22 protein-coding genes are annotated in these 20,351 nt (G+C 69.7%); 12 read left to right on the top strand and 10 right to left on the bottom strand.

The genetic code is table 11. The annotated features are described in order from the left end of the window. Nucleotides 1–162 precede the first annotated feature (162 nt). The 4 genes from J2Y42_RS13525 to J2Y42_RS13540 all read left to right on the top strand — a co-directional run bounded on the left by J2Y42_RS13525 (nt 163) and on the right by J2Y42_RS13540 (nt 3,086). Nucleotides 163–1,230 (top strand): zinc-ribbon domain-containing protein, encoded by a 1,068-nt coding sequence (locus tag J2Y42_RS13525; RefSeq protein WP_309859563.1) that lies wholly within the window; start codon nt 163–165, stop codon nt 1,228–1,230. A 114-nt stretch (nt 1,231–1,344) separates the two neighbouring features. Then, nucleotides 1,345–1,773: a VOC family protein gene (locus tag J2Y42_RS13530; protein WP_309859566.1), complete on the top strand. Its 429-nt coding sequence runs from the start codon at nt 1,345–1,347 to the stop codon at nt 1,771–1,773. Between the two features lie 27 nt (nt 1,774–1,800). Further along, on the top strand, nt 1,801–2,349 hold the full coding sequence (locus J2Y42_RS13535; RefSeq protein ID WP_309859568.1) for a universal stress protein: 549 nt from the start codon (nt 1,801–1,803) through the stop codon (nt 2,347–2,349). A gap of 50 nt (nt 2,350–2,399) precedes the next feature. Continuing rightward, the gene (locus J2Y42_RS13540; RefSeq protein ID WP_309859571.1) at nt 2,400–3,086 is read left to right on the top strand and encodes a YrhK family protein; all 687 of its coding nucleotides are present in this window, start codon (nt 2,400–2,402) and stop codon (nt 3,084–3,086) included. Here the strand turns inward: J2Y42_RS13540 and J2Y42_RS13545 are convergent. Then, the gene (locus tag J2Y42_RS13545; protein WP_309859574.1) at nt 3,051–3,275 is read right to left on the bottom strand and encodes a hypothetical protein; all 225 of its coding nucleotides are present in this window, start codon (nt 3,273–3,275) and stop codon (nt 3,051–3,053) included. The genes J2Y42_RS13540 and J2Y42_RS13545 overlap by 36 nt on opposite strands. A 119-nt stretch (nt 3,276–3,394) precedes the next feature. Here J2Y42_RS13545 and J2Y42_RS13550 point away from each other — a divergent pair, with 119 nt between their 5' ends. Then, entirely contained in the window at nt 3,395–4,282 is an 888-nt protein-coding gene (locus tag J2Y42_RS13550; RefSeq protein ID WP_309860352.1) for a class II glutamine amidotransferase, read from the top strand. Nucleotides 4,283–4,387: 105 nt separating this feature from the next. Here the strand turns inward: J2Y42_RS13550 and J2Y42_RS13555 are convergent, their stop codons facing one another. After that, complete coding sequence (locus J2Y42_RS13555) at nt 4,388–4,873, bottom strand: FBP domain-containing protein (protein ID WP_309859579.1); 486 nt, start codon at nt 4,871–4,873, stop codon at nt 4,388–4,390. Nucleotides 4,874–5,142: 269 nt separating this feature from the next. Further along, the gene (locus J2Y42_RS13560) at nt 5,143–5,541 is read right to left on the bottom strand and encodes a hypothetical protein (RefSeq protein ID WP_309859582.1); all 399 of its coding nucleotides are present in this window, start codon (nt 5,539–5,541) and stop codon (nt 5,143–5,145) included. A gap of 191 nt (nt 5,542–5,732) precedes the next feature. Here J2Y42_RS13560 and J2Y42_RS13565 point away from each other — a divergent pair, with 191 nt between their 5' ends. Further along, the gene (locus J2Y42_RS13565; RefSeq protein WP_309859585.1) at nt 5,733–6,122 is read left to right on the top strand and encodes a RidA family protein; all 390 of its coding nucleotides are present in this window, start codon (nt 5,733–5,735) and stop codon (nt 6,120–6,122) included. A gap of 57 nt (nt 6,123–6,179) precedes the next feature. Here J2Y42_RS13565 and J2Y42_RS13570 read toward each other — a convergent pair whose 3' ends face one another. Further along, a complete protein-coding gene (locus J2Y42_RS13570; RefSeq protein ID WP_309859587.1) occupies nt 6,180–6,395 on the bottom strand; it encodes a hypothetical protein in 216 nt (71 codons plus the stop codon). 427 nt (nt 6,396–6,822) lie between these two features. On the opposite strand from J2Y42_RS13570, the gene J2Y42_RS13575 reads away from it, so the two are divergent. The 3 genes from J2Y42_RS13575 to J2Y42_RS13585 all read left to right on the top strand — a co-directional run bounded on the left by J2Y42_RS13575 (nt 6,823) and on the right by J2Y42_RS13585 (nt 10,078). Then, nucleotides 6,823–8,688, top strand: coding sequence for a diguanylate cyclase domain-containing protein (locus tag J2Y42_RS13575; protein WP_309859589.1), 1,866 nt, complete (start codon nt 6,823–6,825; stop codon nt 8,686–8,688). Between the two features lie 192 nt (nt 8,689–8,880). Further along, the gene (locus J2Y42_RS13580; RefSeq protein WP_309859592.1) at nt 8,881–9,624 is read left to right on the top strand and encodes a class I SAM-dependent methyltransferase; all 744 of its coding nucleotides are present in this window, start codon (nt 8,881–8,883) and stop codon (nt 9,622–9,624) included. Between the two features lie 91 nt (nt 9,625–9,715). Continuing rightward, a complete protein-coding gene (locus J2Y42_RS13585; RefSeq protein WP_309859595.1) occupies nt 9,716–10,078 on the top strand; it encodes a YciI family protein in 363 nt (120 codons plus the stop codon). A gap of 653 nt (nt 10,079–10,731) precedes the next feature. Here J2Y42_RS13585 and J2Y42_RS13590 read toward each other — a convergent pair. From J2Y42_RS13590 to J2Y42_RS13600, 3 genes are all read right to left on the bottom strand, one after another. Next, nucleotides 10,732–10,995, bottom strand: a complete 264-nt coding sequence (locus J2Y42_RS13590) for a hypothetical protein (protein ID WP_309859598.1) — start codon at nt 10,993–10,995, stop codon at nt 10,732–10,734. Between the two features lie 146 nt (nt 10,996–11,141). Next, on the bottom strand, nt 11,142–11,849 hold the full coding sequence (locus J2Y42_RS13595) for a hypothetical protein (protein WP_309859600.1): 708 nt from the start codon (nt 11,847–11,849) through the stop codon (nt 11,142–11,144). Continuing rightward, nucleotides 11,846–13,759 (bottom strand): alpha/beta hydrolase, encoded by a 1,914-nt coding sequence (locus J2Y42_RS13600; protein ID WP_309859603.1) that lies wholly within the window; start codon nt 13,757–13,759, stop codon nt 11,846–11,848. The genes J2Y42_RS13595 and J2Y42_RS13600 overlap by 4 nt, the downstream gene beginning before the upstream one ends. A 520-nt stretch (nt 13,760–14,279) precedes the next feature. On the opposite strand from J2Y42_RS13600, the gene J2Y42_RS13605 reads away from it, so the two are divergent. From J2Y42_RS13605 to J2Y42_RS13615, 3 genes are all read left to right on the top strand, one after another. Then, nucleotides 14,280–15,227 carry an RNA polymerase subunit sigma-70 gene (locus J2Y42_RS13605; protein ID WP_309859605.1) on the top strand — a complete coding sequence of 316 codons (948 nt, stop codon included), beginning with the start codon at nt 14,280–14,282 and terminating at the stop codon, nt 15,225–15,227. A gap of 174 nt (nt 15,228–15,401) precedes the next feature. Continuing rightward, entirely contained in the window at nt 15,402–15,965 is a 564-nt protein-coding gene (locus tag J2Y42_RS13610; RefSeq protein ID WP_309859607.1) for a dihydrofolate reductase family protein, read from the top strand. 80 nt (nt 15,966–16,045) lie between these two features. After that, nucleotides 16,046–16,423, top strand: coding sequence for a VOC family protein (locus J2Y42_RS13615; RefSeq protein WP_309859609.1), 378 nt, complete (start codon nt 16,046–16,048; stop codon nt 16,421–16,423). 15 nt (nt 16,424–16,438) lie between these two features. Here J2Y42_RS13615 and J2Y42_RS13620 read toward each other — a convergent pair whose 3' ends face one another. From J2Y42_RS13620 to J2Y42_RS13630, 3 genes are read right to left on the bottom strand one after another with little or no spacing between them, the layout of a single operon-like run. Beyond that, the gene (locus J2Y42_RS13620) at nt 16,439–17,665 is read right to left on the bottom strand and encodes an acyl-CoA dehydrogenase family protein (RefSeq protein ID WP_309859612.1); all 1,227 of its coding nucleotides are present in this window, start codon (nt 17,663–17,665) and stop codon (nt 16,439–16,441) included. A 10-nt stretch (nt 17,666–17,675) separates the two neighbouring features. Continuing rightward, a complete protein-coding gene (locus J2Y42_RS13625) occupies nt 17,676–18,884 on the bottom strand; it encodes an acyl-CoA dehydrogenase family protein (RefSeq protein WP_309859614.1) in 1,209 nt (402 codons plus the stop codon). Continuing rightward, nucleotides 18,881–20,302, bottom strand: coding sequence for an LLM class flavin-dependent oxidoreductase (locus J2Y42_RS13630; RefSeq protein WP_309859617.1), 1,422 nt, complete (start codon nt 20,300–20,302; stop codon nt 18,881–18,883). The genes J2Y42_RS13625 and J2Y42_RS13630 overlap by 4 nt, the downstream gene beginning before the upstream one ends. Between the last annotated feature and the right edge of the window lie 49 nt (nt 20,303–20,351).

Below are 20,351 nucleotides of genomic sequence, written 5' to 3' on the forward strand. Positions count from 1 at the left end.
ACAACCCCGGGGCGCGCCCCCCCCCCCCCCGGGCGGTGCCGGCCCCCGCCCTCTGTTGGGTCCGTTTTTGGGGTGTGGGCGCCCCCCACCCCAACATCCCCCACGAATCGCAGGGCTGCAGTGACGGTGGTGCGTTCTAGCCTCGGGATGAGGAGGGATGCCGTGCCGGAGAGGGTCGAGCAGTGGTGGGCGCGCCGCCAGTGGTCGAAGGGCGTTGCCGTGCCGTACGAGGTCGGGCGGTACCGCACCGACTGGGAGCGGTATCCCGTGCTCGTCCGCCAGTACCATCCCGACCTCAATCACGGGATCACGCTGACGCAGGTGCCGCCCGCGGCCGATGTCTACCTGGTGTGGGAGTGCGACTCCGGTCACCGGTTCGTCGCGACGCCGGAGGAGCAACGCGCGCGGCCCGGCGGGACGCGACGCCGATCGGCGTGGTGCCCGCAATGCTCCGAGGCGGCGGCGCCGAAGCCGGTGCGAACGGTGGAGCCGGACGCCGGACTCCACGTGTGCGGCCACGCCCGCGATCTGCGGAGGATCGAGAACGACCCGGCCGATGATCGCTGCTACCTCTGCCGCCGGCTCGATCGGGAACCGCTGACGCGGGAGCAGCTGGTGAGCATGGCCGCCCCCGGATCGCGCGTCGCCGTGTCCAACGCGAACAGCACCGCGGGGACGTTCTCGTGGCAGTGCGACCAGGGGCACCCGTCGTATCAGACGAGCATCGAGCGCATCCTCGGCGGGAGGAGGTGTCCCATCTGTCGACATGCCCGCGCGGGGGCGGACGCGGTGCCGGTCGGCGAGGCGTTCGTCAGCCGCTGGGCGCCGACGCCCGCCTCCGCGGCCGAACCGGAACTGAAGCGGCGTCTCGCGGAGCGGCTGGACATCGACCTCTCGAAGAACGCCGTCCGTGTCGCGAAACCCTTCCACTCCCACCTCGAGGTGTGGCCCGACATCCTCCTGCCCGACCTCCGCGTCGCGATCGAGTACGACACCACCGGGCGCCACGGACTCGAGCACGTCGGTCCGCGCGAGGCGTCGGACCGGCGCAAAGACCGTCTGCTGCGGGCGTCGGGATGGGAGGTGGTGCGCGTCCGCTGCGGCAAGCTGCAGCCGATCGGCCCCTACGACGTGCACACGGGCGGCATCACCGACGCGCTCGTGGACCGGATCGTCGAGCGCCTGGGGGAGATCCGCGGCGACCTCTTCGTGGCGGCGTACCTGCGCTGACCGCATCGCATGCCTTCTCGTGCGTGAAGGCTCTGGTCCCGGGCTGCGGGTGCTCGCTACGCTGGGCGGCGAACCGGCATCCACCGGCTCGGGAGCTCTCACGAGGAGGACACCATGCCGTCGACACTCAATCCGTATCTCAACTTCCGTTCGTCCGCCCGCGAGGCGATGGACTTCTACCAGTCGGTCTTCGGCGGAGAGGTGCAGCGCAGCACCTTCGCCGAGTTCCAGATGGCTCAGGATCCGGCCGACAACGACCTGATCATGCACTCGCAGCTGACGACGCCGGGCGGCTTCACGCTCATGGCGGCCGACGTACCCGCCCACATGGACTTCACCGAGGGCAGCGCGATCAGCATCTCGCTGAGCGGCGACGACGAGGCGGAGCTGACCGGCTACTGGGAGAAGCTCATCGAGGGCGGAAACGTCCTCGAGCCGCTCAACAAGGCGCCCTGGGGCGACAGCTTCGGCATGGCGGTCGACCGCTACGGCGTGCAGTGGCTGATCAACATCGCGGGCGCGCCGCAGGAGGCGGAGGGCTAGGCGGGCGGTGCAGCGGGGGCGAGCGAGATGGACGAGCCTGCGGCGGAGGCCGCGGACGCTGCGCCGGACCCCGGCGCTCCCGAGATGAGCGGCGCGATCATCGTCGGGGTGCACCGTGGCCAGGCCAGGGCGGTGCTCGACGAGGCAGCGCGGTTGGCTGTCGAATTCGAGCGTCCGCTGCTGTGCGCGTATGTCTCCGAGGACAGCTACCTGACCGAGTGGGATCCGTCGGACGTCGCGGGGGAGTCGTTGCACCCCACGGAGGTCGGGTCCGGCGAGGGCGAAGCGGTCCTCGCGCTGTCCGCCGCCATCGGATCAGCGATCGACGAACGGCCGGACAAGCCCTCGAGCTGGGCGCTCCGGCTGCTCGCCGGCGACCCGGCGAAGGCACTGGCGCGGCTGGCCGCGGAGGTCGACGCGCGCATCATCGTGGTCGGCACACACCGCCGAGGCTTCTCGCACACCTTGGAGAACTGGCTGGCCGGCTCGGTCGGCGCGCACCTGACGCACGACCAGACGGTCCCGGTCGTGGTCGTCCCGGTGACGAAAGACCGGAACGGTCCGACGCTCGCGTGAGCCGAACGACCCACTGCCGCCGGACGCATCCCGCGCTCTAGTCTTCGACCATGTCGGCAGAACGTGCTATCCGACTCAGGCGGGAGGCCTGGGGGTTCGCGATCGGGTCGCTGTTCTTCCTGGTCGGCGCCGTCCCGTACTACCAGCAGGCGGTCGGCCCGGTGGTCGCCGCGGTCACGTTCTTCGTGGGCGCGCTGTTCTTCACGGCCGCCGCGTTCATCCAGCTAGCGCTGAGCGGACGCAAGCCGCCCCGGCGCGGCGGCGAACGTCCCGACCTGTTCGACTGGTGGGCGGCGGCCATCCAGTTCGCAGGCACCCTGTTCTTCAATGTGAGCACCACGGAGGCGCTGCTCACCGCGGTCAACGACGCGACGCGGGTGGGGAGCGGCTGGCGGCCGGACGCCCTCGGCTCGATCTGCTTCCTCGTGGCCAGCGCCCTCGCGGTCGTCGCGACGGTCGACCGCGACCGCCTGTGGGATCCTCGCGCGCGCACCTGGCACGGCACCTGGCTGAACATGCTCGGCTCCGTGCTGTTCGCCCTCTCCGCCGTCGGCGCTTACGTCATCCCGTCGACGGGGTCGCTCGTGAGCCTGTTCTGGGCGAATCTCGGCACGTTCCTCGGTGCTGCGTGCTTCCTCGTGGCCGCCGTGCTCAGCCGACGTTCAATCCCGGTGCGGCGGGGTCGCCGCGGCCGCGCCGGGTCAGGAGCGCAGCGCGTCGAGAGCGGCGTCGAATGAGCGGAAGTAGGTGCGTTGGCCGGGCCGGCCGATCTGCGTCACCTCGAACATCCCCTCCAACTGGAGGATGAAGCCGACGACGTCCGGAGCACCGATCTCGGCGAACCGGGTGTCGCTCACCCGCCATTCGCGGTTCGAGATCTCCGTCACCTCCAGCCCCTGCCGGAGGAACCGTGCGTGCGTCTTCATGCGTCCAGCCAAGTAGACCGAGCGTTCCGCGGCCATCCCTTGACAGCTCGGGGACGGCGTGGTCGGAGGGTTTTGCACGGTCGGAAGTGGTGTATTCCCGCGGGCGCCGGGCCGGGGTTATGGTCAAGCCGTCCGCAGGGCCCACCACGTTCGAGGAGGTCGTCATGTGCCGCTGGCTTGCATACTCGGGGGAACCCCTGAAACCCGCCGTCCTCATCCTGGACGCGCAGCACTCGCTGGTCGCGCAGTCGCTCAACTCGCCGCTCGGCGCGGAGACCGTGAACGGCGACGGCTTCGGTTTCGGTTGGTACCCGGAGGACACGAGCGAGGGCAACATCCCGGCGCTGTTCCACAGCATCGAACCGGCGTGGCACGACGAGAACCTGCACGAGCTGACCAACGCCATCGCCAGCCCGCTGTTCTTCGGGCACGTGCGGGCTGCGGCGCATCCGCCCATCCAGCAGTCGAACTGCCACCCGTTCCGCTATGAGAACTGGCTGTTCATGCACAACGGATTCCTCGACGGCTTCACGAAGATGAAGCGCGACCTCGCCTTCTCGGTCGACTCCGAGCTGTTCCCGCTCATCCAGGGGACGACGGACACCGAGACCCTGTTCTACGTCGCCCTGACGATGGGGCTGATGGACGATCCGGTCGCCGGACTCGGGCGGGCCCTGCGATTCGTCGAGGAGACCGGGCACAAGCACGGCATCCAGTTCCCGGTGCAGGGCACCTTCGCGGTGTCCGACGGGACCAGGATGTGGGCGTTCCGCTACTCGTCCGCCCAGCGCAGCCGGTCACTGTTCCACTCGGTGGCCGTGCCCGAACTGCGCGAGATGTTCCCGGATGCCGCCCGGCTCGAGGTCTTCGGCGACCACGCCAAGGTGGTCGTCTCGGAGCCGCTCAACGACATGCCCGGCGCCTTCGTGGAAGTCCCCGAGAACACGGTGGCCGTGCTGGACGACGATGGGTACCGGCACGAGCCGTTCCTGAGTGAGGCGGCCTGACGGGGCCGCCTCACTCAGGCGTCACTGGGCTGTTTTCACTGGGCCGTCGTCACTGGGCTGTTGTCACTGGGCCGCCGTCACTGGGCCGCCGTCACTGGGCGGCGCTCACTCGGCCATCACCCTGCGGACGAACGCGTCGACGTGCTCCCGCAGGGCCTCGATGCGGGCGAGCCGGGCCGCCTCCACGTCGAAGCCGACATAGGCGGTCGGCGGGCGCCTCCGGACGTTGGCCGAGCACTGGAACTCGGCGCACACCAGCGTGCCCAGGGTGTTGCCGTTGCGGCCGGCCTTGCCGGAGCGCTTCGCGATGAAGAAGAGCACGTCGTTGGGGAGGTGCACGTCTTCGCACCAGGAGCACTGCGGGCGCGATCGGACGCGGCCCTCCGCCTGACGGAGGAGGACGCCGACGGGTGCGCCGTCGATCTCGGCGACGACGTACCCGAGGGCGGGCAGCTTGCGGTCGCGCCAGCCGAGGTAGTCGATGTCGTCCCAGCGCACCTGCGCCAGATCGGGAAGGGTGAGTTCCTTGCGCTCGCGCTGGGACGCGTTGACGAAGGAGGAACGGAGCTGTTGCTCGGTCAATGAATGCATGAATGAACGCCTGACATGTCTGAAACCGTCATCGGTCGAGCCGATGGGGGAATGGTCCGCGCGCGGGCATGCCGCGGCAGCGGATCGCGCGCCGTGCGCGCGAAGAATCACCGAAACAGGTTCAGAACGCTCTGACGCCGGCGCTGAGCGCGCCGACGACCTCCAGACGCCCGGCGGCCGCGGAGACGGCGTCGAGCTGCGAGATGAGCGGGTTCACACATCCACTCTACCGGCGGCTGTCAACAGCGAGGCGCGACAGCCGCCCGGGATCAGGCCCGGCGGAAGTGCGGGCGCGCCGCGGGCAGCCACATGAGCACGGCGGCGACGACGACGATGAGCACGACGAGGAGGCCGAGCAGGTCGCCGGTCAGGAGCGACGGGATGCCCGTGAGCAGAACGACGCCCGCGATGACGGTGAGCACGATGCGGGCCCAGTTCGCTCCGCGCAGCAGGTAGATCGCAAGGAACACGCGGAGCGCGGAGCCGATGATCGCTCCGGCGACGGATCCGGCGGCGATCCCGCCCGCGTCCGGCGCGCCGCCGAACAGGCCGGGGAGAAGGAGGGCGAACGCGATCAGGCTCACCACCGTGCTGGCGATCCACAGCCAGAAGGAGGCGGTGATGACGGTCGGTGCGGTGCGGGCGGCGGCGGAGAGCGGCTGAGACACGAAATTCCTCGGGGTCGGGGACTGTACGGCGGAGCGAGGCGTCCGCCCTTCCTCAGTCATAGTCGGCAGGCGCGCCGGATCCGTCAGTGGTGGGGGAGGAACCGTACCTCCGCCTCCTATTCGACGAGCCGCGGTGTCAGGGGTCGGCGGGACACTGGAACCTCACCAGAACACACCAGGGAGGACGCGCCATGTCCGAGACACCGACCCCCGTCGACCCGCCCCAGCTGTACCGCAGCCCGGCCTTCGCGCAGGGGATGATCGTCCCACCGGGTCCGCTGCTCTTCGTCGGCGGCCAGAACGGGGTGGATGCGGAGGGCGCCCTGCTCGACGGGCTCGCCGCACAGACGGAGCAGGCGCTCCGGAACCTCCTCGCCGTGCTCGAAGAGGCAGGCAGCGGGCCCGAGCAGGTCGCCAAGCTCACCATCCATTTGGCGCCCGGGATCGACCCGACCGACGCCTACGGGGCGACGCGGGCCGTGTGGGGCGACCACCGGACCGCGGTGACGGTGCTCACCGTCGCGCCTGCACGGCCGGGTGCGCTGGTGGAGATCGACGCGGTGGCGGCGGTTCCGCGCTAGGCGGCCGCTCGTCCCGCGCGGTTACTCGTCCCGTTCGGCTTACTCGTCCCGCTCGGCTTACTCGTCCCGCTCATCGGGGCCGTCGAACTCCGACAGCTCCTCGACGACCTCCTCGCCGTCGAGTCCGGCATCGTCGCGACCGCCGTCGTCTGCCGCTTCGTCGCCGGTCGGACCGCGGAAGGCGCCGGTCCCTTCGTCGAGGGTGCCCTGGCCGTCGGGGTAGCCGGCGTCGTCGGGGTATTCGGAGCGGTCGGTGTTCGCTGTCTCGTCCATGTGCGTCCTTCCATGTCTCTAGGCATCATCCACCGCCCGGCGCCCGCGGCACACCCCCGCGTCGTCCACTGCTCCGCTCCCCGGCGGAAACGGAGGTGCTGGGTGGCGGGGCGGGTCGCATCCCCTCCCTTTCTCGCGGCACACCGGGAAGCCGACCTGGATATCCTCCCTTTCGCGCGGCTGCGGAAAGGGAGGACACATCAGGCGGCGCGCCGATGACGGGTGAGAAACGGAGGCGGATGGGCGTGGGCCGAGCCACGAACGCCTCCGTTTCTGACAGAGTGCGACGACAACCGGGGCGAAAGAGGCGGCGCGGCCGATCTGCGCCGCACGGGTCACGCTGCGCTCAGGTCTGGGCTAGGGTCGAGTGGTGGTGGATGGTGGTGCGGTTCCCGACGCTTCGGAGCTTCGGAGACTCGAAGAGTGTGTGAAGGAGCCGATCCGCACACCGGGCCGGATCCAGTCGTTCGGGATGTTGCTGGTCGTCAGCGCAGCGACGTACGAGATCGTGACCGCGAGCGAGAACGCGGCGCAGTGGCTCGGCCGTTCCGTGTCGGAGCTCGGCAGTCCCACCCTCGAGTGGAGCATCGCGGCGGAGACGCACGGGGATCCCGTCCGCGTCGAGCTGCAGGGCGAGCCGTACGACGCCGTCACGCACCGTCTCGGCGAGCAGGTCGTCATCGAGCTGGAGCCGGCCGCCGGCACCCCGGACCTGCCGACCGCGTCGGTCGTCGGCGCCATCCGCTCGCTGGGTCTGGTCTCGAGCGCCGAGGAGCTGCGCCAGGCGGCGGCCGAGGAGGTCAAGCGGATCAGCGGTTTCGACCGCGTCATGGTCTACCGCTTCTTCGACGACGGCCACGGCGAGGTCGCCGGCGAGGCGTCGGAGCCCGACATGGAGTCGTACCGCGGGCTGCACTTCCCGGCGTCCGACATCCCGCAGCAGGCCCGCTCGCTCTACCTGACGAAGCTGTCGCGCCAGATCGTGAGCACCGAGGACACCGGCACCCCGCTGGTCTCCGTCGACGAGAACGTGCCGCCGCTCGACCTCAGCAGCGGCGAGCTGCGCGCCGTCTCACCGCACCACCTGCAGTTCATGCGCAACATGGGCCAGGCTTCCACGGTGTCGTTCTCGCTGATCGAAGACGACAGGCTGACCGGCATGATCACCTGCGCACACCGGACCGAGCGGCGCATGCCCATCCTGCTCCGCCGCGCGCTGGAGGTGCTCGCCACCCAGCTGACCCTGCAGCTGACCGCGCTCGAGTCGATCGCTCAGCTGCGCCGTGACCTCACCATCCGAGAGCAGCGCGCGGCGGTGCTGGCGGGCATCCCGTCGTCCGACGACCCGCTGCTGACACTGGTCGACGGCGGCGCCGAACTCCGCCGGCTGGTCGGCGCCGATGGCGCGGTGCTGGCGCTGGATGGGGTGAGCCGCAGCGTGGGCGACGTCCCGACCATCGACCGCAGCCTGCTGCTCTCCGCCGTCGGGATCGAACCGTTCCACACGAGCGAACTGCAGCGCACCCACCCTGCATTGGCGGCCCTGATGCCCGGCTTCGCGGGGTTGCTCGTGGTGCCGGTCGGCGCGCACGGCGTCCTGCTGTTCTTCCGGCACGAGGTCACGCAGGTGATCCGCTGGCTCGGCGACCAGAGTCCCGAGAATCGCGACACCCCGCTCTCGCCGCGCCGCTCGTTCTCCGAGTGGCGGCAGAGCGTGGAGGGGACGGCGCTCGCGTGGGGGTCGATCCCCGAGGAGGCGCGTGAACTCGGGCGCGACCTGGCGCGGGCTCTCGATCGCGGCCAGGAGGCGCGTCTCGCCCAGCTGGCGCTGATCGACCACTTGACGGGCCTCCACAACCGGCGCTCGCTCGAGCACCGGCTGGGATCCGCGGTGGCGGCGGAGGAGGGGGGCGTGCTGCTGTTCCTCGACCTGGACGGCTTCAAGGCCATCAACGACCGACACGGCCACGAGACCGGGGATGCCGTGCTGCGGACGGTCGCCGACCGCCTCACCGCGGGCAGCCGTGCCACCGACGTGATCTCCCGCCTGGCGGGGGACGAGTTCGTGGTGCTCAGCGTCGGCGTGACGCCGGAGGACGGCGAGCGGTTCGCCGCGCGCTTGGTGCAGGAGATCGCACTGCCGATCGACACGGCGCGCGGCCCGATGACCGTGACGGCGTCATGCGGCGTCCTGCCCATCGAGGCCGGGCTGACGGCGAAGCAGCTGCTCGACGCGGCCGACGCGGCCATGTATCGGGCGAAGAAGCAGGGTCGCAACCGCGTGTCGCTCTGACCGCGGTCACCGCACCTCGGCAGGTCGGCGCTCACCGCATCCACCGTCTTTCGCGGTCAGGCGCGCGTCCGCCACGATGACGATTGCGCATGGTGGGGGATGAGGGATCCGTGCGCAGAGGTGCCCGATGCTTCCGTCGCAACGGGCACCTCGCCACGTCCGCACGGCGGCGGTGCGCGGTATCGTCGGCGCATGCCCGACCCGATGCATTTCGATCGGCACGCCGAGCTGTACGACCGCGCTCGGCCGCCGTATCCGGCTGCGCTGTGGGAGCGGCTCGCAGAGCTCGGGCTGCTGGTTGCCGGCGCGCGGGCGCTCGATCTGGGCGCCGGGAGCGGGCAGGCGACCCGCGGGTTGGTGGAGGCGGGGATGGAGGTGACCGCCGTCGAGCCGGGTGCGGCACTGGCGACGCGGCTCGCCGAACGACTCCCGGATGTGCGGGTGATCGCGGCGACGGCGGAGGAGGCGGACCTGCCCGCCGCATCCTTCGCTCTGGCGACGATCGCGACCGCGGTGCACTGGTTCGACCTCGGCGTGGTGCTGCCGAAGCTGCACGCCGCCCTGGCGCCCGGCGGCCACCTGGCGGTGTGGCGGAACGCTTACGGGGACGCATCCGTGCCGCCGACGCCGTTCCGTGAGCGGGTGCAGGCGATCGCCGACCGGCGGGACGCGCCGCCCCGGCCCGGTCCGGACGAGTCGCAGACGGCGGAGTGGGCCCGGCTGCTGGAGGCGGGCGGGTACTTCCGTGCGTCACACGTGGAAGAGTTCGCCTGGTCCATAGATCTGGACGAGGACGGGGTGCGCGGGCTGTTCACGACCTTCAGCGATTGGTCCGAGGCGGAGGCCGAGGAGGCCGCTGTCGCGGTCCGCGACCTCGGGGGGACCGTCACCGATCACTACCGGACACCCCTCATCGTCCTCGAGCGTGTCGGGTGACTCTGCTCGCATCCCGACCGCCGTGTCGATTTCCGGCGTGTTCGTTCGACGCCTGGTCAGAAGATGTTCCGACAACAGGAAGGCATGACCGATGAGCCAGTTCATCATTCTCATTCAGGGCGACTCGGACCGCTGGAAGGCGATGTCCGCCGAGGAGTGGGCGGAGGTCGATGCGGCGCATCAGGATTTCTGGCAGAAGGCCGGGGATGCGGTGGTCGCGTCCGGCGAGCTGCAAGGACCGGAAACCGCGGTGACCGTCCGTCGCGGTGACGACGGGGAGCCGATCGCGGTCGACGGCCCGTTCACCGAGGCGAAGGAGGTCGTCGGCGGCTTCTACGTCATCGACGTGCCCGACAGGGATGCGGCTGTCGCGCTTGCGTCCGGACTCGCCGAGGCCCGGCAGGATCACGCCGGGGTGCAGGTGCAGCCGCTGGTCGACCACAGCGCGGGCTGAACACCGCGCGCGCTGCGCAATACAGGGGAGAGGGTTTCCCGGGATGCCGTTCCGTTTCGCGTCGGGTTGAGACGTTTTCGCTGAGAATTCGTATCCGCGTCGGTCCGGCATCCCCGGGCCTCGACAACGCTAACCCGCGTGCCGCCGCGTCCCCAATTCGGAGGACAGAAACCGTCAAGAGTTGACGGGGGTCTGTTCCGTATCACGCGTCAGAACCTCCAGAACCGGTCGTCGGTATCGACTGCAGTGTCCGTTACGCCGGTTTCGGCAGCCGACGACGGTGTCGGGGTCGAGTGGAGAGAATCGAGTCTCCGTTGCACCCGTTCCTCCGCCCACTCATGGATTGAGGGGTCAGCTGAGCATTCCGTGTACACATCGATTCCTACCTGCTCCGTCGTGGCGGTGAGACCGAAAAATATCCCGTCAGACCGCTCCGCGCGGATCTGAACAGCCATCCATTCAGTACCGATGGTCGAGTCGACGGTACGTGTCACAGTGAAGCCTTGGCTCTCCCAGTGAGCAGTGAGCGTGTCCGCGATCGGATGCGGATCATGCTCGAACGCGACATGGGTAACCACGGTCCGGACCTGCGAAGCGTCGTCCGATGTGGTTGTGGCGCACGGTGCGGGGCCCACTTCTTCGGCGCCCGGGTCCTACGGCTTCTTGTCTTGGATCGGTCCGCGGAACCAGCCCTCGGTGTGCCCGGTGGCCGCGATGGCGGCGTTGGTGAGATCTTCCCACTGGGTCAGCAACTGCGTGATGGTCTTCTCCGGACCATCCAGGGTGTGCGGCACAGGGTCACGCAGAGCGGGAACAGACTTACATCCTCCTAACGACGACACCGCTACGATCATCACGACCGCGACACAGTACTTCTTCACGGCCCGACCTACGATCGCACCCACGAGGTGGTTCATCAGGAGTGCCTCGTTTCGCCCTCGACCGTCCCCGGCTGGCCGCTCCCGATAAAGGCGACGTGGTCGGTATCCGTAGACACCCGGGTCTCGATTCGGTGGACGAAAATCGTCAAGAGTTGGCGGACACCTGTTTGCGCTGTCACGCGTCAGAATCCCCAGAACCGGTCGTCGATATCCGCTGCGGTGTCCGCGATGCCGGTTTCTGCAGCCGATGATGGGGTTGGTGTCGAGTAGAGAGAATCGAGTCTCCGTTGGACCCGTTCCTCCGCCCACTCATGGATTGAGGGGTCCGCGGAACACTCCGTCAGTACGTCGATTCCTACCTGCTCTGTCGTCGCGGTGAGACCGTAGAAGACACCGTCGGAGCGCTCCGCGCGCAGCTCAACGCTTGTCTTGCCCGAGGGAGAGGTCCAGTCAATGGTTCGGGCGACGGTGAAGCCTTGGCTCTCCCAGTAGGCGGTGAGCTTGTCCGCGATCGGATGCGGGTCACGCTCGAACGCGACATGGGTAACGATGGCTGAAACCTGGGAGGCGTCGTCCGATGTTGTTGTGGCGCACGGTGCCAGGCCCACGTCTTCGGCGGCCGGGTCCCATGGCTTCTTGTCTTGCATGGGTCCGCGGAACCAGCCCTCGGTGTGCCCGGTGGCCGCGATCGCGGCGTTGGTGAGATTCTCCCACTGGGTCAGCAATTGTGTGATGGTCTTCTCCGGACCATCCGGGCTGTGCGGGACAGGCTCACGCAGAGCAGGAACAGACATACATCCTCCTAACAACGACACGGCCACGATCATCCCGACCGCGACACAGTACTTCTTCACGGCCCGACCTACGATCGCACCCACGAGCTTGCTCATCCAGTCGGCCTCAATCCGCCCACGACTTCTCCGGGCAACCCGATCGTCGTATAGGCGGCGTTGTGCAGCGACTCTGTCTTCAGATCGAGGTATCCGTGGCCGACGGGTGCTGTCCCGTTCATCAGATTCGGGTCGTTCTCGTCCGGGGTCCCGCCAAGCGCACTATGACCCTTCGTCGGTTCCAGCACGTCACCACCGGGGAGGACGGCGCCTTCGGAGGAGAACGATTGCGCACCGCCCATGACTTTGGGCGGCATGATCAGAATCGCGTTCGCTGCGGCAGCTGCCGGAGAGAAGGCCGCTTCCGGGTTCGGTTCGGCGCGCCCTCCGACCGTCGACCCGAAGGGGGCAAGATAGTCCAACTCGGCCGCCGTCGTGTAGATGGCAGCAGAACCACTTGCTTGTTTCACGTGCAGGTCCGACAACGACGTCACCACCTGCGTGTCGATTCCGGCGGAGCCGAGCATGGTGAACGAGTCGACCGGATGTTTGGTGCGGGTCAACGCATCCGCAGCCATCGTCGTGCCATACGAATGCGCCACCACCGATACGTAGGCAGGTTTGGCGGTGCGGGCGGCGTAGGTGCCATCCAGTTCCGCCGCGAATCGCCAGGAGCCGTTCTGCGCTGCCGCCGGGTTGTTCACTGTTACCAGGTCCGGGGTGTCATACCCCAACCAGGCCACCACCCCATGCGTGCGATCGTCGACTAGGTTCTGCTGGGTGTAGAGGTTCTTCGCGGACCGCGACCACCCTTTGGTCGCGTCGGCGGCGTCGGAGAGCATTCCGGGTGCCGCCCAGGTCACCGTGTCGGACGTGTCGAGGTCGCCGTACCCGACCGCGACCATCGGCACCGACGCATCCAGGTTGAAGCAGACAAGCGACGCTGACGGATCGGCAAGGACGTCTCCGAGAGCGGTCAAGACCTTTCGCTGCTGCGGCGTGAGAGCGCCGGGATGCGACCGCGCCTGCTCGTAGACCGTCAGGTTGCAGCGGCCGCGGACCGCGTACGGCAACCCCGCCAGGTTGCCCAGCACCCCGGGCACGGCCACCTCGAACGCACCCTGCGCCTTGGTGTCGAGGCCCGTCCACCATTTGGCGACCTGGTCCGGGGAGGGTGGGTGCTGCCAGAATTGCTGCAGAATCTGCGGGTCGTCGGCGACCAGGGTGGCCAGTTCCTGGGGCGTCAGGCTCTTCAGCGTGTCCATCAGGGTGGCGTTCACGCTCGCGGTCGGTGAGATCTTCGACAGCTTTCCGACCATCGACGCGAACGCCTGCAGCTCGGGCTTCGCAACGGTCGTCAGTGCACCGTGCAACGCAGCATCCAGCGCGTCCGCGAACACCTTCTCGGCCGCGTCATACTCACGCTTCGCATCCCGGGCTCGACGCTTCGCGTCCTCCAGCCGCTCCTGCGCGTCCTCGACCGCGAACCGCGCCGTCGTGAGGTCGGCGCTGGCCTCCTGCTCCCGCCGGCGGGCAACCGAGACATCCCCGGCCGAGGGTGCGCTCTTGCCTGGCGGCGGCTTCTCGGTGGAGGCGTATGCCTTCTGCAGCGCACTCAGCGCCGACAGCAGGGCGGCATGCTCGACCCCCAGCGCGGCCACCGATTCCTGCGCCAGCTCCAGGTCCGCCAACGCGTCCTCCGCGTCCCGCAACGCCCGATCCGCGTCGCTCTGCGCCAGCCCCATCGACCCCGACCACCGGGTCACCGCCGCAACCCCCTCAGCATGCCGTGCAGCGGCATCCGAGGCCGACGCCGTCAACGAACGCAACCTGTCCGAGAACACGTCCGCGGCCAAACCCGACCACGACGCCGCACCCAGACGGGTGTCCAGCACGTTCCGGGACACCTCCGCCTGACGATCCAACCGCTCCGACCACGTCCGAAGATGGGTGCCCAGCGCCTCCACCATCTCCCGATCACCCGGCGTCGGATCCGCCTCGAACCCGACCGGCGACCAGTCCTCCGCCCTAGAACCCAACGAACTGACCCCCACGACCCGTCAGGCTCTGGGCATCTTCGGTATCGCGCCGCTCATACGACGCGGCCGCCTGCTCCAGAGCCCCGGCCAACGTCCCGATCAGGTCATCGACGGCCATCTGACCCGGAACCCAATACGCCTCGAATAGTCCGACGGCCCCCTCCGACACCGCCGATCCGAAACCCGTGCCCTCCGTCGCCGACGGGCGACGGCCCGTCACGGCCCCCTTCAGCGACGAGGCACCCGCCCTCAACACGGCCGTATCGACCCCCACAGCCCTGACCATCTGCGCTCCAACATTTCAATCGGTATTTCTCGCAGACCGTATCATTCCTCCGCAACACGGCGCGGCGGCATGACCGCAATTGCGGCCGCGTCCGGAGGCCTCGCCGAGCTGCGGGTCGATCAGCGGGCCGCGGCGCGGCCGGCGCGCCGTCACTAGGATCAGCCCATGGCGGCGTTCTCGGAGGCGGACCTGGCGGGCGTCCGCCGGGGTCTGCTCGCGTTCTCGTACCAGCTGCTCGGGTCGCCGTTCGAGGCCGAGGATGCGGTGCAGGATGCGCTGGAGCGGATGTGGCGCGCCCGCGACAGCTTCGACCCGGCCCGCGCATCCTTCGTCACCTGGGCCTACCAGGTCGCCCGCAACGTGTGCGTCGACCGGCTGCGGCAGACCCCTCGGCGGCCGCTTCCCCGTGACCTGACGGATCCGGGCATCGAGGTGGGCGCGCCGCTCGTGCCGGCCTTCGACGTTCCGTGGCTGCTGCCCGCGCCGACGGGCTGGGCCGGCCGTCCCGGATCCGACTCGCAGCCGGCCGCGGCGGCGGAGCAGGCGGAGGAGGTGCGGTTCGCCGTCACGGCCATGCTGCAGACGCTCTCGCCGCTGCAGCGCGGTGCGTTCGTGCTCCGCGAGGTGATCGGGCTCAGCGCGGGGGAGACCGCGACCGTGCTCGAGGTCTCTGTCGCGTCGGCGAACTCGGCGCTGCAGCGGGCTCGTGCGGCGATCCGTGAGGGGACGCGGCGCGCGCATCCCCTCCGCCCGGGCGTCGTCGAGCATTACGCCGCTGCGATCCGGGCCGCCGATGTGAGGGCGTTGGCATCCCTGGTCGCCGACGACGTCGTGTTCGAGATGCCGCCGGTGCCGCAGTGGTCGGTCGGACGCGCACCGTTCGCCGCCTTCATGGCGCATCTGTTCGCCTGGCGCGGCACCTCGTGGGCGACCGAACCGATCGCCGCGAACGGCCAGCACGGCTTCCTGCTGTACCGGGTCACTGAGCAGGGCCGCGAGCCTCACACCGTCCAGCTCTTCGATGGCTCCGACACCTCCCGGGGCGACGCCATCGCCAGCGTGCTCGTCTACCAGGACCCGCGCCTCTTCGCCCTCTGCGCCCCCGCCCGCTGACCACCACCCGCTGACCCCCACCGTCGAGTCCGCACAAACTGCACGCTGCGGGGCCGAGAAGCGTGCAGTTCTTGCGGACTCGACGGTGGGCGGAGGAGCGGAGATGAGTTCGGGAGCGCTCGTTCGTATGCACGAGTGAGTGCAACGAGCGCGCGAACAGAAGGAGACGAACGAATGGGACGAGTGATCGTGGTGCAGTTCATCACGCTGGACGGCGTGGTGGAGGATCCGGACGGCAGTGACGGCACGCCGTTCGGCGGGTGGGCGATGCGGTTCGGGCCGCAGGGGGTCGCGGGGGACAAGTTCCGGCTGGGCAGCATCCTCGAGACGGGGACGCTGCTGTTCGGCCGCCGCACGTGGCAGCACTTCAGCACCCTCTGGCCGAACCGCGACGACCCGTTCTCGCGGGCGATGAACCGGGCGAGCAAGGCAGTGCTGGCGAGCACGCCGGTGACGCTGGACACGTGGTCCGGCTCGACCGCCGTGGACGGTGGATTGGACGGCTGGCTCGAGCGGACGGTGCCGCAGCGGGATGTGGTGGTCATCGGCAGCGGATCGGTCGTCGCCGAACTGGCCAGGAGGGACGCCATCGACGAGTACCGGTTGCTGACGTTCCCGACCGCGGTCGGATCGGGTCGGCGGCTGTTCGACGCCGCCGGCAGCCCGACCGAACTGCGGCTCGTGTCGGCCGAGCAGGTCGGCCCGGCCGTCCTGTCCGTGCTCGATCCGCGCGAGTGATCGCCGCGAACAGTCGCCGCAATCGATCGCCCGGAGCGACCGCCGCTTGCTAGCCTGAGCGCCGAGGCGAGGAGGTCGCAGTGGGCGTTGAGGGCATCGGCGGACTGTTCATCCGGAGCCGTGATCCGGAGGCGCGCGCGGCCTGGTACCGCGAGCATCTCGGGATCGCGGCGGGCTCGGACAGCGTGTGGGAGCAGCAGCGAGGCATGACCGTGTTCGCGCCGTTCCCGGCCGACTCCGACTACTTCGCGGCCGACCAGCCGTTCATGCTGAACCTGCGGGTCAGTGGACTGGATGAGCTGGTCGCCTCACTGGAGTCGGCCGGGATCGTCGTGGAGCGGAGGCCCGAGTGGGATGGCGACTACGGCCGGTTCGCACGGCTGCACGACCCGGAGGGGCTGCCCATCGAGCTGTGGGAGGCGCCGGCAGCCGACGAAGCCGACGAAACCGGCGCCTGACCAGCCCGGTGGGCCTCAGCTCGCAGTACCGATCTGCCAGATGTAGGGCGGAACCGTGCCGTTGACGCTCCAGTCGCCGACGATGCGCGCCTTGTAGACCCAGGGGTTATGGGAGGCGACCGTGCGCGCGTTCCGCCAGTGCCGGTCGAGTCCGGCCGCCCGGCTCACCGCGGAGGCACCCAGCGTGTCGAACAGCCGGGTCGCGGCGAGCGGCACCGACTGGCTGAGCACGATCTGCGCCTGCGCCGACGCGATCTCCGCGCGGACGTTGGCCTCGTCGTCCTCCACGCTGCCGCGGCGCGACGTGGTGGCGGCGGCCGCATCCAGGGCTTCGCCCACCGAGCGGACCAGCGCCCGCGCGGTGAACGCAACCGCCGAGATCTCACCGATCACGGCCTGCAGCTGCCCGTCGTCCTTCGCCAGCGGAGCGAGCCCGTGGCTGTACACCCGTGTGCGGGCGCGCAGCGCCTCACCCGCCTCCCGTTCGGTCGCCTGTGCGATGCCGGCCAGCACGTTGACGAGCACCCACTGGTAGAGGGCGGTCTGGTAGCGGAACCGATCAGAGAACCGGAAGACGTCGGCCGGAGATGCCGCTGCGTCGTCGAAGACCGCGGTTCCGGTGCCGGTCAGCTGCTGGCCGAAACCGTCCCAGTCGTCGCGCACCGACACTCCCGGCTGGTCGACACGCAGGAGAACGGTCGCGTCGGTGCCGTCCGCGTCCTTCGCGGTCGCGTCGATCCAGTCCGCGTAGAGGCTGCCGGTCGTGTAGAACTTGCGGCCGTCGACGCGCGGGCCGTCCGGGGTGCGGCGGATGTGCGTCTCGGAGTCGCCAAGACCCACCGACCCGGTCTCGCTCCAGGCGTTGCCGACGATCTCGCCCGCCGCGAAGCGCTCAAGCCAGGCGTCGCGTTCGGCGGAGGCGGGAGAGGTGAGCCGGTCCTCCACGAAGGCGAAGTGCCCGCGGAAGATCTGCGGGAGGTTGGAGTCGGCGGCCGCCAGTTCCACCAGCACCTCGCCCAGTTCGACGAAGCTCAGGCCGGCACCGCCGTACTCGCGCGGGACGCGCAGAGCGCCGAATCCCGCGTCGGCGAGTTCGCGCACCACACCGGTCGGCAGCTCGTGCTCGCGCTCGCGGCGCGACGCCGAGCTCCGCAGGCGCTCCAGGATCGGCTCCAGCCGTTCGAGCGCTTCGGCGGCGCTCGCGGGCGCGGAGGGACGGGCGGCGGTCGTCGTGTCGGTCATGTCGCTCCGATCAGGTGTACAGGGAGATGGGCTGCAGGTCGCCGTTGACGTAGTAGGCGCCGACCTCGAGCTTCTTGTAGTCGACCGGGTCATGGAGGGTGTGCGTGCGCACATTCCGCCACCACAGGTCGAGCCCGACGGAGGCGCGAGCCGAGCTGGATCCGGTGACCTCGAACACGCGCGTGGTCACTTCGATCGACACCTCGGTGGAGACGACTTTCAGCCGCGCGATCCGCTGTGCGAGCCGGCCGCGGTCCTCCGCGGTGACGTCCTCGCCCTTGTCGACGACGGCGTCGAACTCGCGGCCGACCGCGCCGGCGAGAGCTTCGACGGCCTCGATGCGCGACAGCAGCTCGCCGAAGACGCGCAGCACGAACGGGTCCTCCGCGTACCGGTCGACGCCGGAGAGGAACCACGAGTTCGTGCGTGCCAGGGTGAGCTCGCGCGCCTTGGCGAGCGCGCCCTCGGCGATGCCGAGGTACAGGTTGCCGAAGGCGAGCTGGATGCCCGGGGTGATCAGGGTCGAGAACGGCTCGTCGCTCAGTTCGCCCAGGATGTCGGACTCGTCCACGGCGACGCCGTCGAAGGTGACGGAACCGCTCGCCGACAGGCGCTGGCCGAGCGCATCCCAGTCGCCGTGATAGCGGATGCCCGCGCGGCCGTGGTCGAGGAGCACGAACACCGGGGTGCCTGCCCGCGCTCCGCCCGCGACGGTCGCGGCCGCCAGCACGATGTCGCCGGCGGAGGCGCCGGTCGAGAAGCGCTTGGTGCCGTCGAGGCGGTACCGTCCGTCGCCCAGGTCGGTGAGCGTGAGGTCCGGATCGACGGGATTGACCGAGTCGCCCCAGACCCAGCGTCCGTCGATCGTGCGGCGGTACAGGTCGGGCTGGCGTTCCGGGGCGACGGCGAAGCCGATGTTGCCGGAGTTGATGTAGTGATAAGCGAGCACCTGCGCGACCGAGGCGTCGGCACGCGAGAGGATGCGGATCACCCGGAAGGCCGTCTCCCAGTGCGCACCGCCTCCGCCGAACTCCGCCGGGTCGAGAAGGTTGACGAGTCCGGCGTCGCGCAGCACCTCCAGCTCGGCGGTCGGATCCTGGTTCGCCCGGTCCCGTTCAAGGGCGTCGACGGCCAGCCGGTCGGCGGCCTCGGCGGCGACGGCCTCCCAGTGCGCGAGCTCGGCGGCGTCGGCCTGGCCGGTCCAATAGCTGCGGGTCATGCTGCTCCTTCGGTCACGGGCTCGCGGCGGTCCGCGGCGCTCGGGCGTCCGCGGTACGCACCGCGGTAGGCGTGCGCGGGGTGCCAGGCGGGCACGACGGCGTCGCCGGTGCCGTTCAGGCGTCCCCGCAGGGTGGTCCCGGGCTGCTCGTCGAGGCGGCCGCGGGCACGCAGTTCGGGCACCACCAGCTCGACGAACTCCTCGAAGCTCCCCGGGGTGACCACGTACGCGAGGTTGAATCCGTCGATGCCGCCCACCTCGATCCAGCGCTCCAGCTCGTCGGCGACGGTGGTCGGGCTTCCGACGATCACCGGGCCGATCCCGCCGATGCCGACGTACTCGGCGATGTCGCGGGCCGTCCACTGGCGGTTCGGGTCGGCCGTGGTGAAGATCGACAGGGCCGACCGTGCGGCGTCGGTGTCGATGTAATGCAGCGGCTCGTCGAGCGGCAGCTGCGACAGGTCGAGCCCGGACCAGCCGCCGTAGAGTGCGAACGCCCCCTCGGTCGAGACGTAGGTGCGGTACTCGTCGAGCTTGGCCTGCGCCTCCTCGTCGGTCGGCGCGACGATCACCGTCGCGAGGGTCAGGATCTTGACCGTCTCAGCCGGTCGGCCGATCGCGGCGGCACGGGCACGGATGTCGTCCGTCGCCTTGCGCGTGAGCTCGGGCGTGAGGCCGTTGATGAAGATGGCCTCGCCGTGCTTCGCCGCGAACTCCCGGCCCTTCGGTGACGCGCCGGCCTGGAAGACGACGGGCGTGCGCTGCGGGCTCGGCTCGCTCAGGTGGATGCCGGGCACCCGGTAGTGCTCGCCGTCGTGCTCGATCGGGTGCACCAGGGCCGGGTCGGTGAAGACGCCGGTCTCGCGGTCGCGCAGGACCGCGCCGTCCTCCCACGACCCCTCCCATAGCTTGTACGTGACGTCGAGGAACTCTTCGGCGATCCCGTACCGGTCGTCGTGGGCGATCTGCTTGCGCAGCCCCAGGTTGCGGGCGGCGGAGTCGAGGTACGAGGTGACGACGTTCCAGCCGATCCGGCCCTTGGTCAGGTGGTCGAGCGTCGAGAAGCGGCGCGCGAGCAGGTAGGGCTGCTCGTACGTGGTCGCGACGGTCACCCCGAAGCCGAGGCGTTCGGTCACCGCCGCCATCGAGCTGACCTGGGCGATCGGGTCGCCGAGCGGGATCTGCGCCGCATCGAGCAGCGCCGGGGCGGCGGAGTCGCGGTAGACGTCGTACACCCCGAGCACGTCGGCGAGGAAGAGGGCGTCGAACCCGCCGCGCTCGAGTGTCCGGGCCAGAGAGGTCCAGTAGTCGAGGTCGGTGTAGCGGTGCGCCTGGTTGTCGGGATGACGCCAGAGTCCGGGCGCCTGGTGGGTGACGCAGCTCATATCGAACGCGTTGAGGATGATTCGGTCGGCCATAGGTGCGGAACGCTAGCGGCTCCCGCGCCCGCGGGCCAGCGCATGTGAC

This window comes from Leifsonia sp. 1010 (assembly GCF_031455295.1).
In the GTDB taxonomy this organism is placed as follows: Bacteria; Actinomycetota; Actinomycetes; order Actinomycetales; family Microbacteriaceae; genus Leifsonia.

Excerpts from the sequence above, each read along its gene's own strand:
- J2Y42_RS13620 (WP_309859612.1), bottom strand. The coding sequence starts at position 17,665 with ATGACCGACACGACGACCGCCGCCCGTCCCTCCGCGCCCGCGAGCGCC.
- J2Y42_RS13605 (WP_309859605.1), top strand. The coding sequence starts at position 14,280 with ATGGCGGCGTTCTCGGAGGCGGACCTGGCGGGCGTCCGCCGGGGTCTG.
- J2Y42_RS13550 (WP_309860352.1), top strand. The coding sequence starts at position 3,395 with ATGGTCAAGCCGTCCGCAGGGCCCACCACGTTCGAGGAGGTCGTCATG.
- J2Y42_RS13625 (WP_309859614.1), bottom strand. The coding sequence starts at position 18,884 with ATGACCCGCAGCTATTGGACCGGCCAGGCCGACGCCGCCGAGCTCGCG.
- J2Y42_RS13565 (WP_309859585.1), top strand. The coding sequence starts at position 5,733 with ATGTCCGAGACACCGACCCCCGTCGACCCGCCCCAGCTGTACCGCAGC.
- J2Y42_RS13580 (WP_309859592.1), top strand. The coding sequence starts at position 8,881 with ATGCCCGACCCGATGCATTTCGATCGGCACGCCGAGCTGTACGACCGC.
- J2Y42_RS13540 (WP_309859571.1), top strand. The coding sequence starts at position 2,400 with ATGTCGGCAGAACGTGCTATCCGACTCAGGCGGGAGGCCTGGGGGTTC.
- J2Y42_RS13595 (WP_309859600.1), bottom strand. The coding sequence starts at position 11,849 with ATGAGCAAGCTCGTGGGTGCGATCGTAGGTCGGGCCGTGAAGAAGTAC.
- J2Y42_RS13630 (WP_309859617.1), bottom strand. The coding sequence starts at position 20,302 with ATGGCCGACCGAATCATCCTCAACGCGTTCGATATGAGCTGCGTCACC.
- J2Y42_RS13530 (WP_309859566.1), top strand. The coding sequence starts at position 1,345 with ATGCCGTCGACACTCAATCCGTATCTCAACTTCCGTTCGTCCGCCCGC.
- J2Y42_RS13610 (WP_309859607.1), top strand. The coding sequence starts at position 15,402 with ATGGGACGAGTGATCGTGGTGCAGTTCATCACGCTGGACGGCGTGGTG.
- J2Y42_RS13545 (WP_309859574.1), bottom strand. The coding sequence starts at position 3,275 with ATGAAGACGCACGCACGGTTCCTCCGGCAGGGGCTGGAGGTGACGGAG.
- J2Y42_RS13535 (WP_309859568.1), top strand. The coding sequence starts at position 1,801 with ATGGACGAGCCTGCGGCGGAGGCCGCGGACGCTGCGCCGGACCCCGGC.
- J2Y42_RS13555 (WP_309859579.1), bottom strand. The coding sequence starts at position 4,873 with ATGCATTCATTGACCGAGCAACAGCTCCGTTCCTCCTTCGTCAACGCG.
- J2Y42_RS13590 (WP_309859598.1), bottom strand. The coding sequence starts at position 10,995 with ATGAACCACCTCGTGGGTGCGATCGTAGGTCGGGCCGTGAAGAAGTAC.
- J2Y42_RS13600 (WP_309859603.1), bottom strand. The coding sequence starts at position 13,759 with ATGGTGGAGGCGCTGGGCACCCATCTTCGGACGTGGTCGGAGCGGTTG.
- J2Y42_RS13585 (WP_309859595.1), top strand. The coding sequence starts at position 9,716 with ATGAGCCAGTTCATCATTCTCATTCAGGGCGACTCGGACCGCTGGAAG.
- J2Y42_RS13570 (WP_309859587.1), bottom strand. The coding sequence starts at position 6,395 with ATGGACGAGACAGCGAACACCGACCGCTCCGAATACCCCGACGACGCC.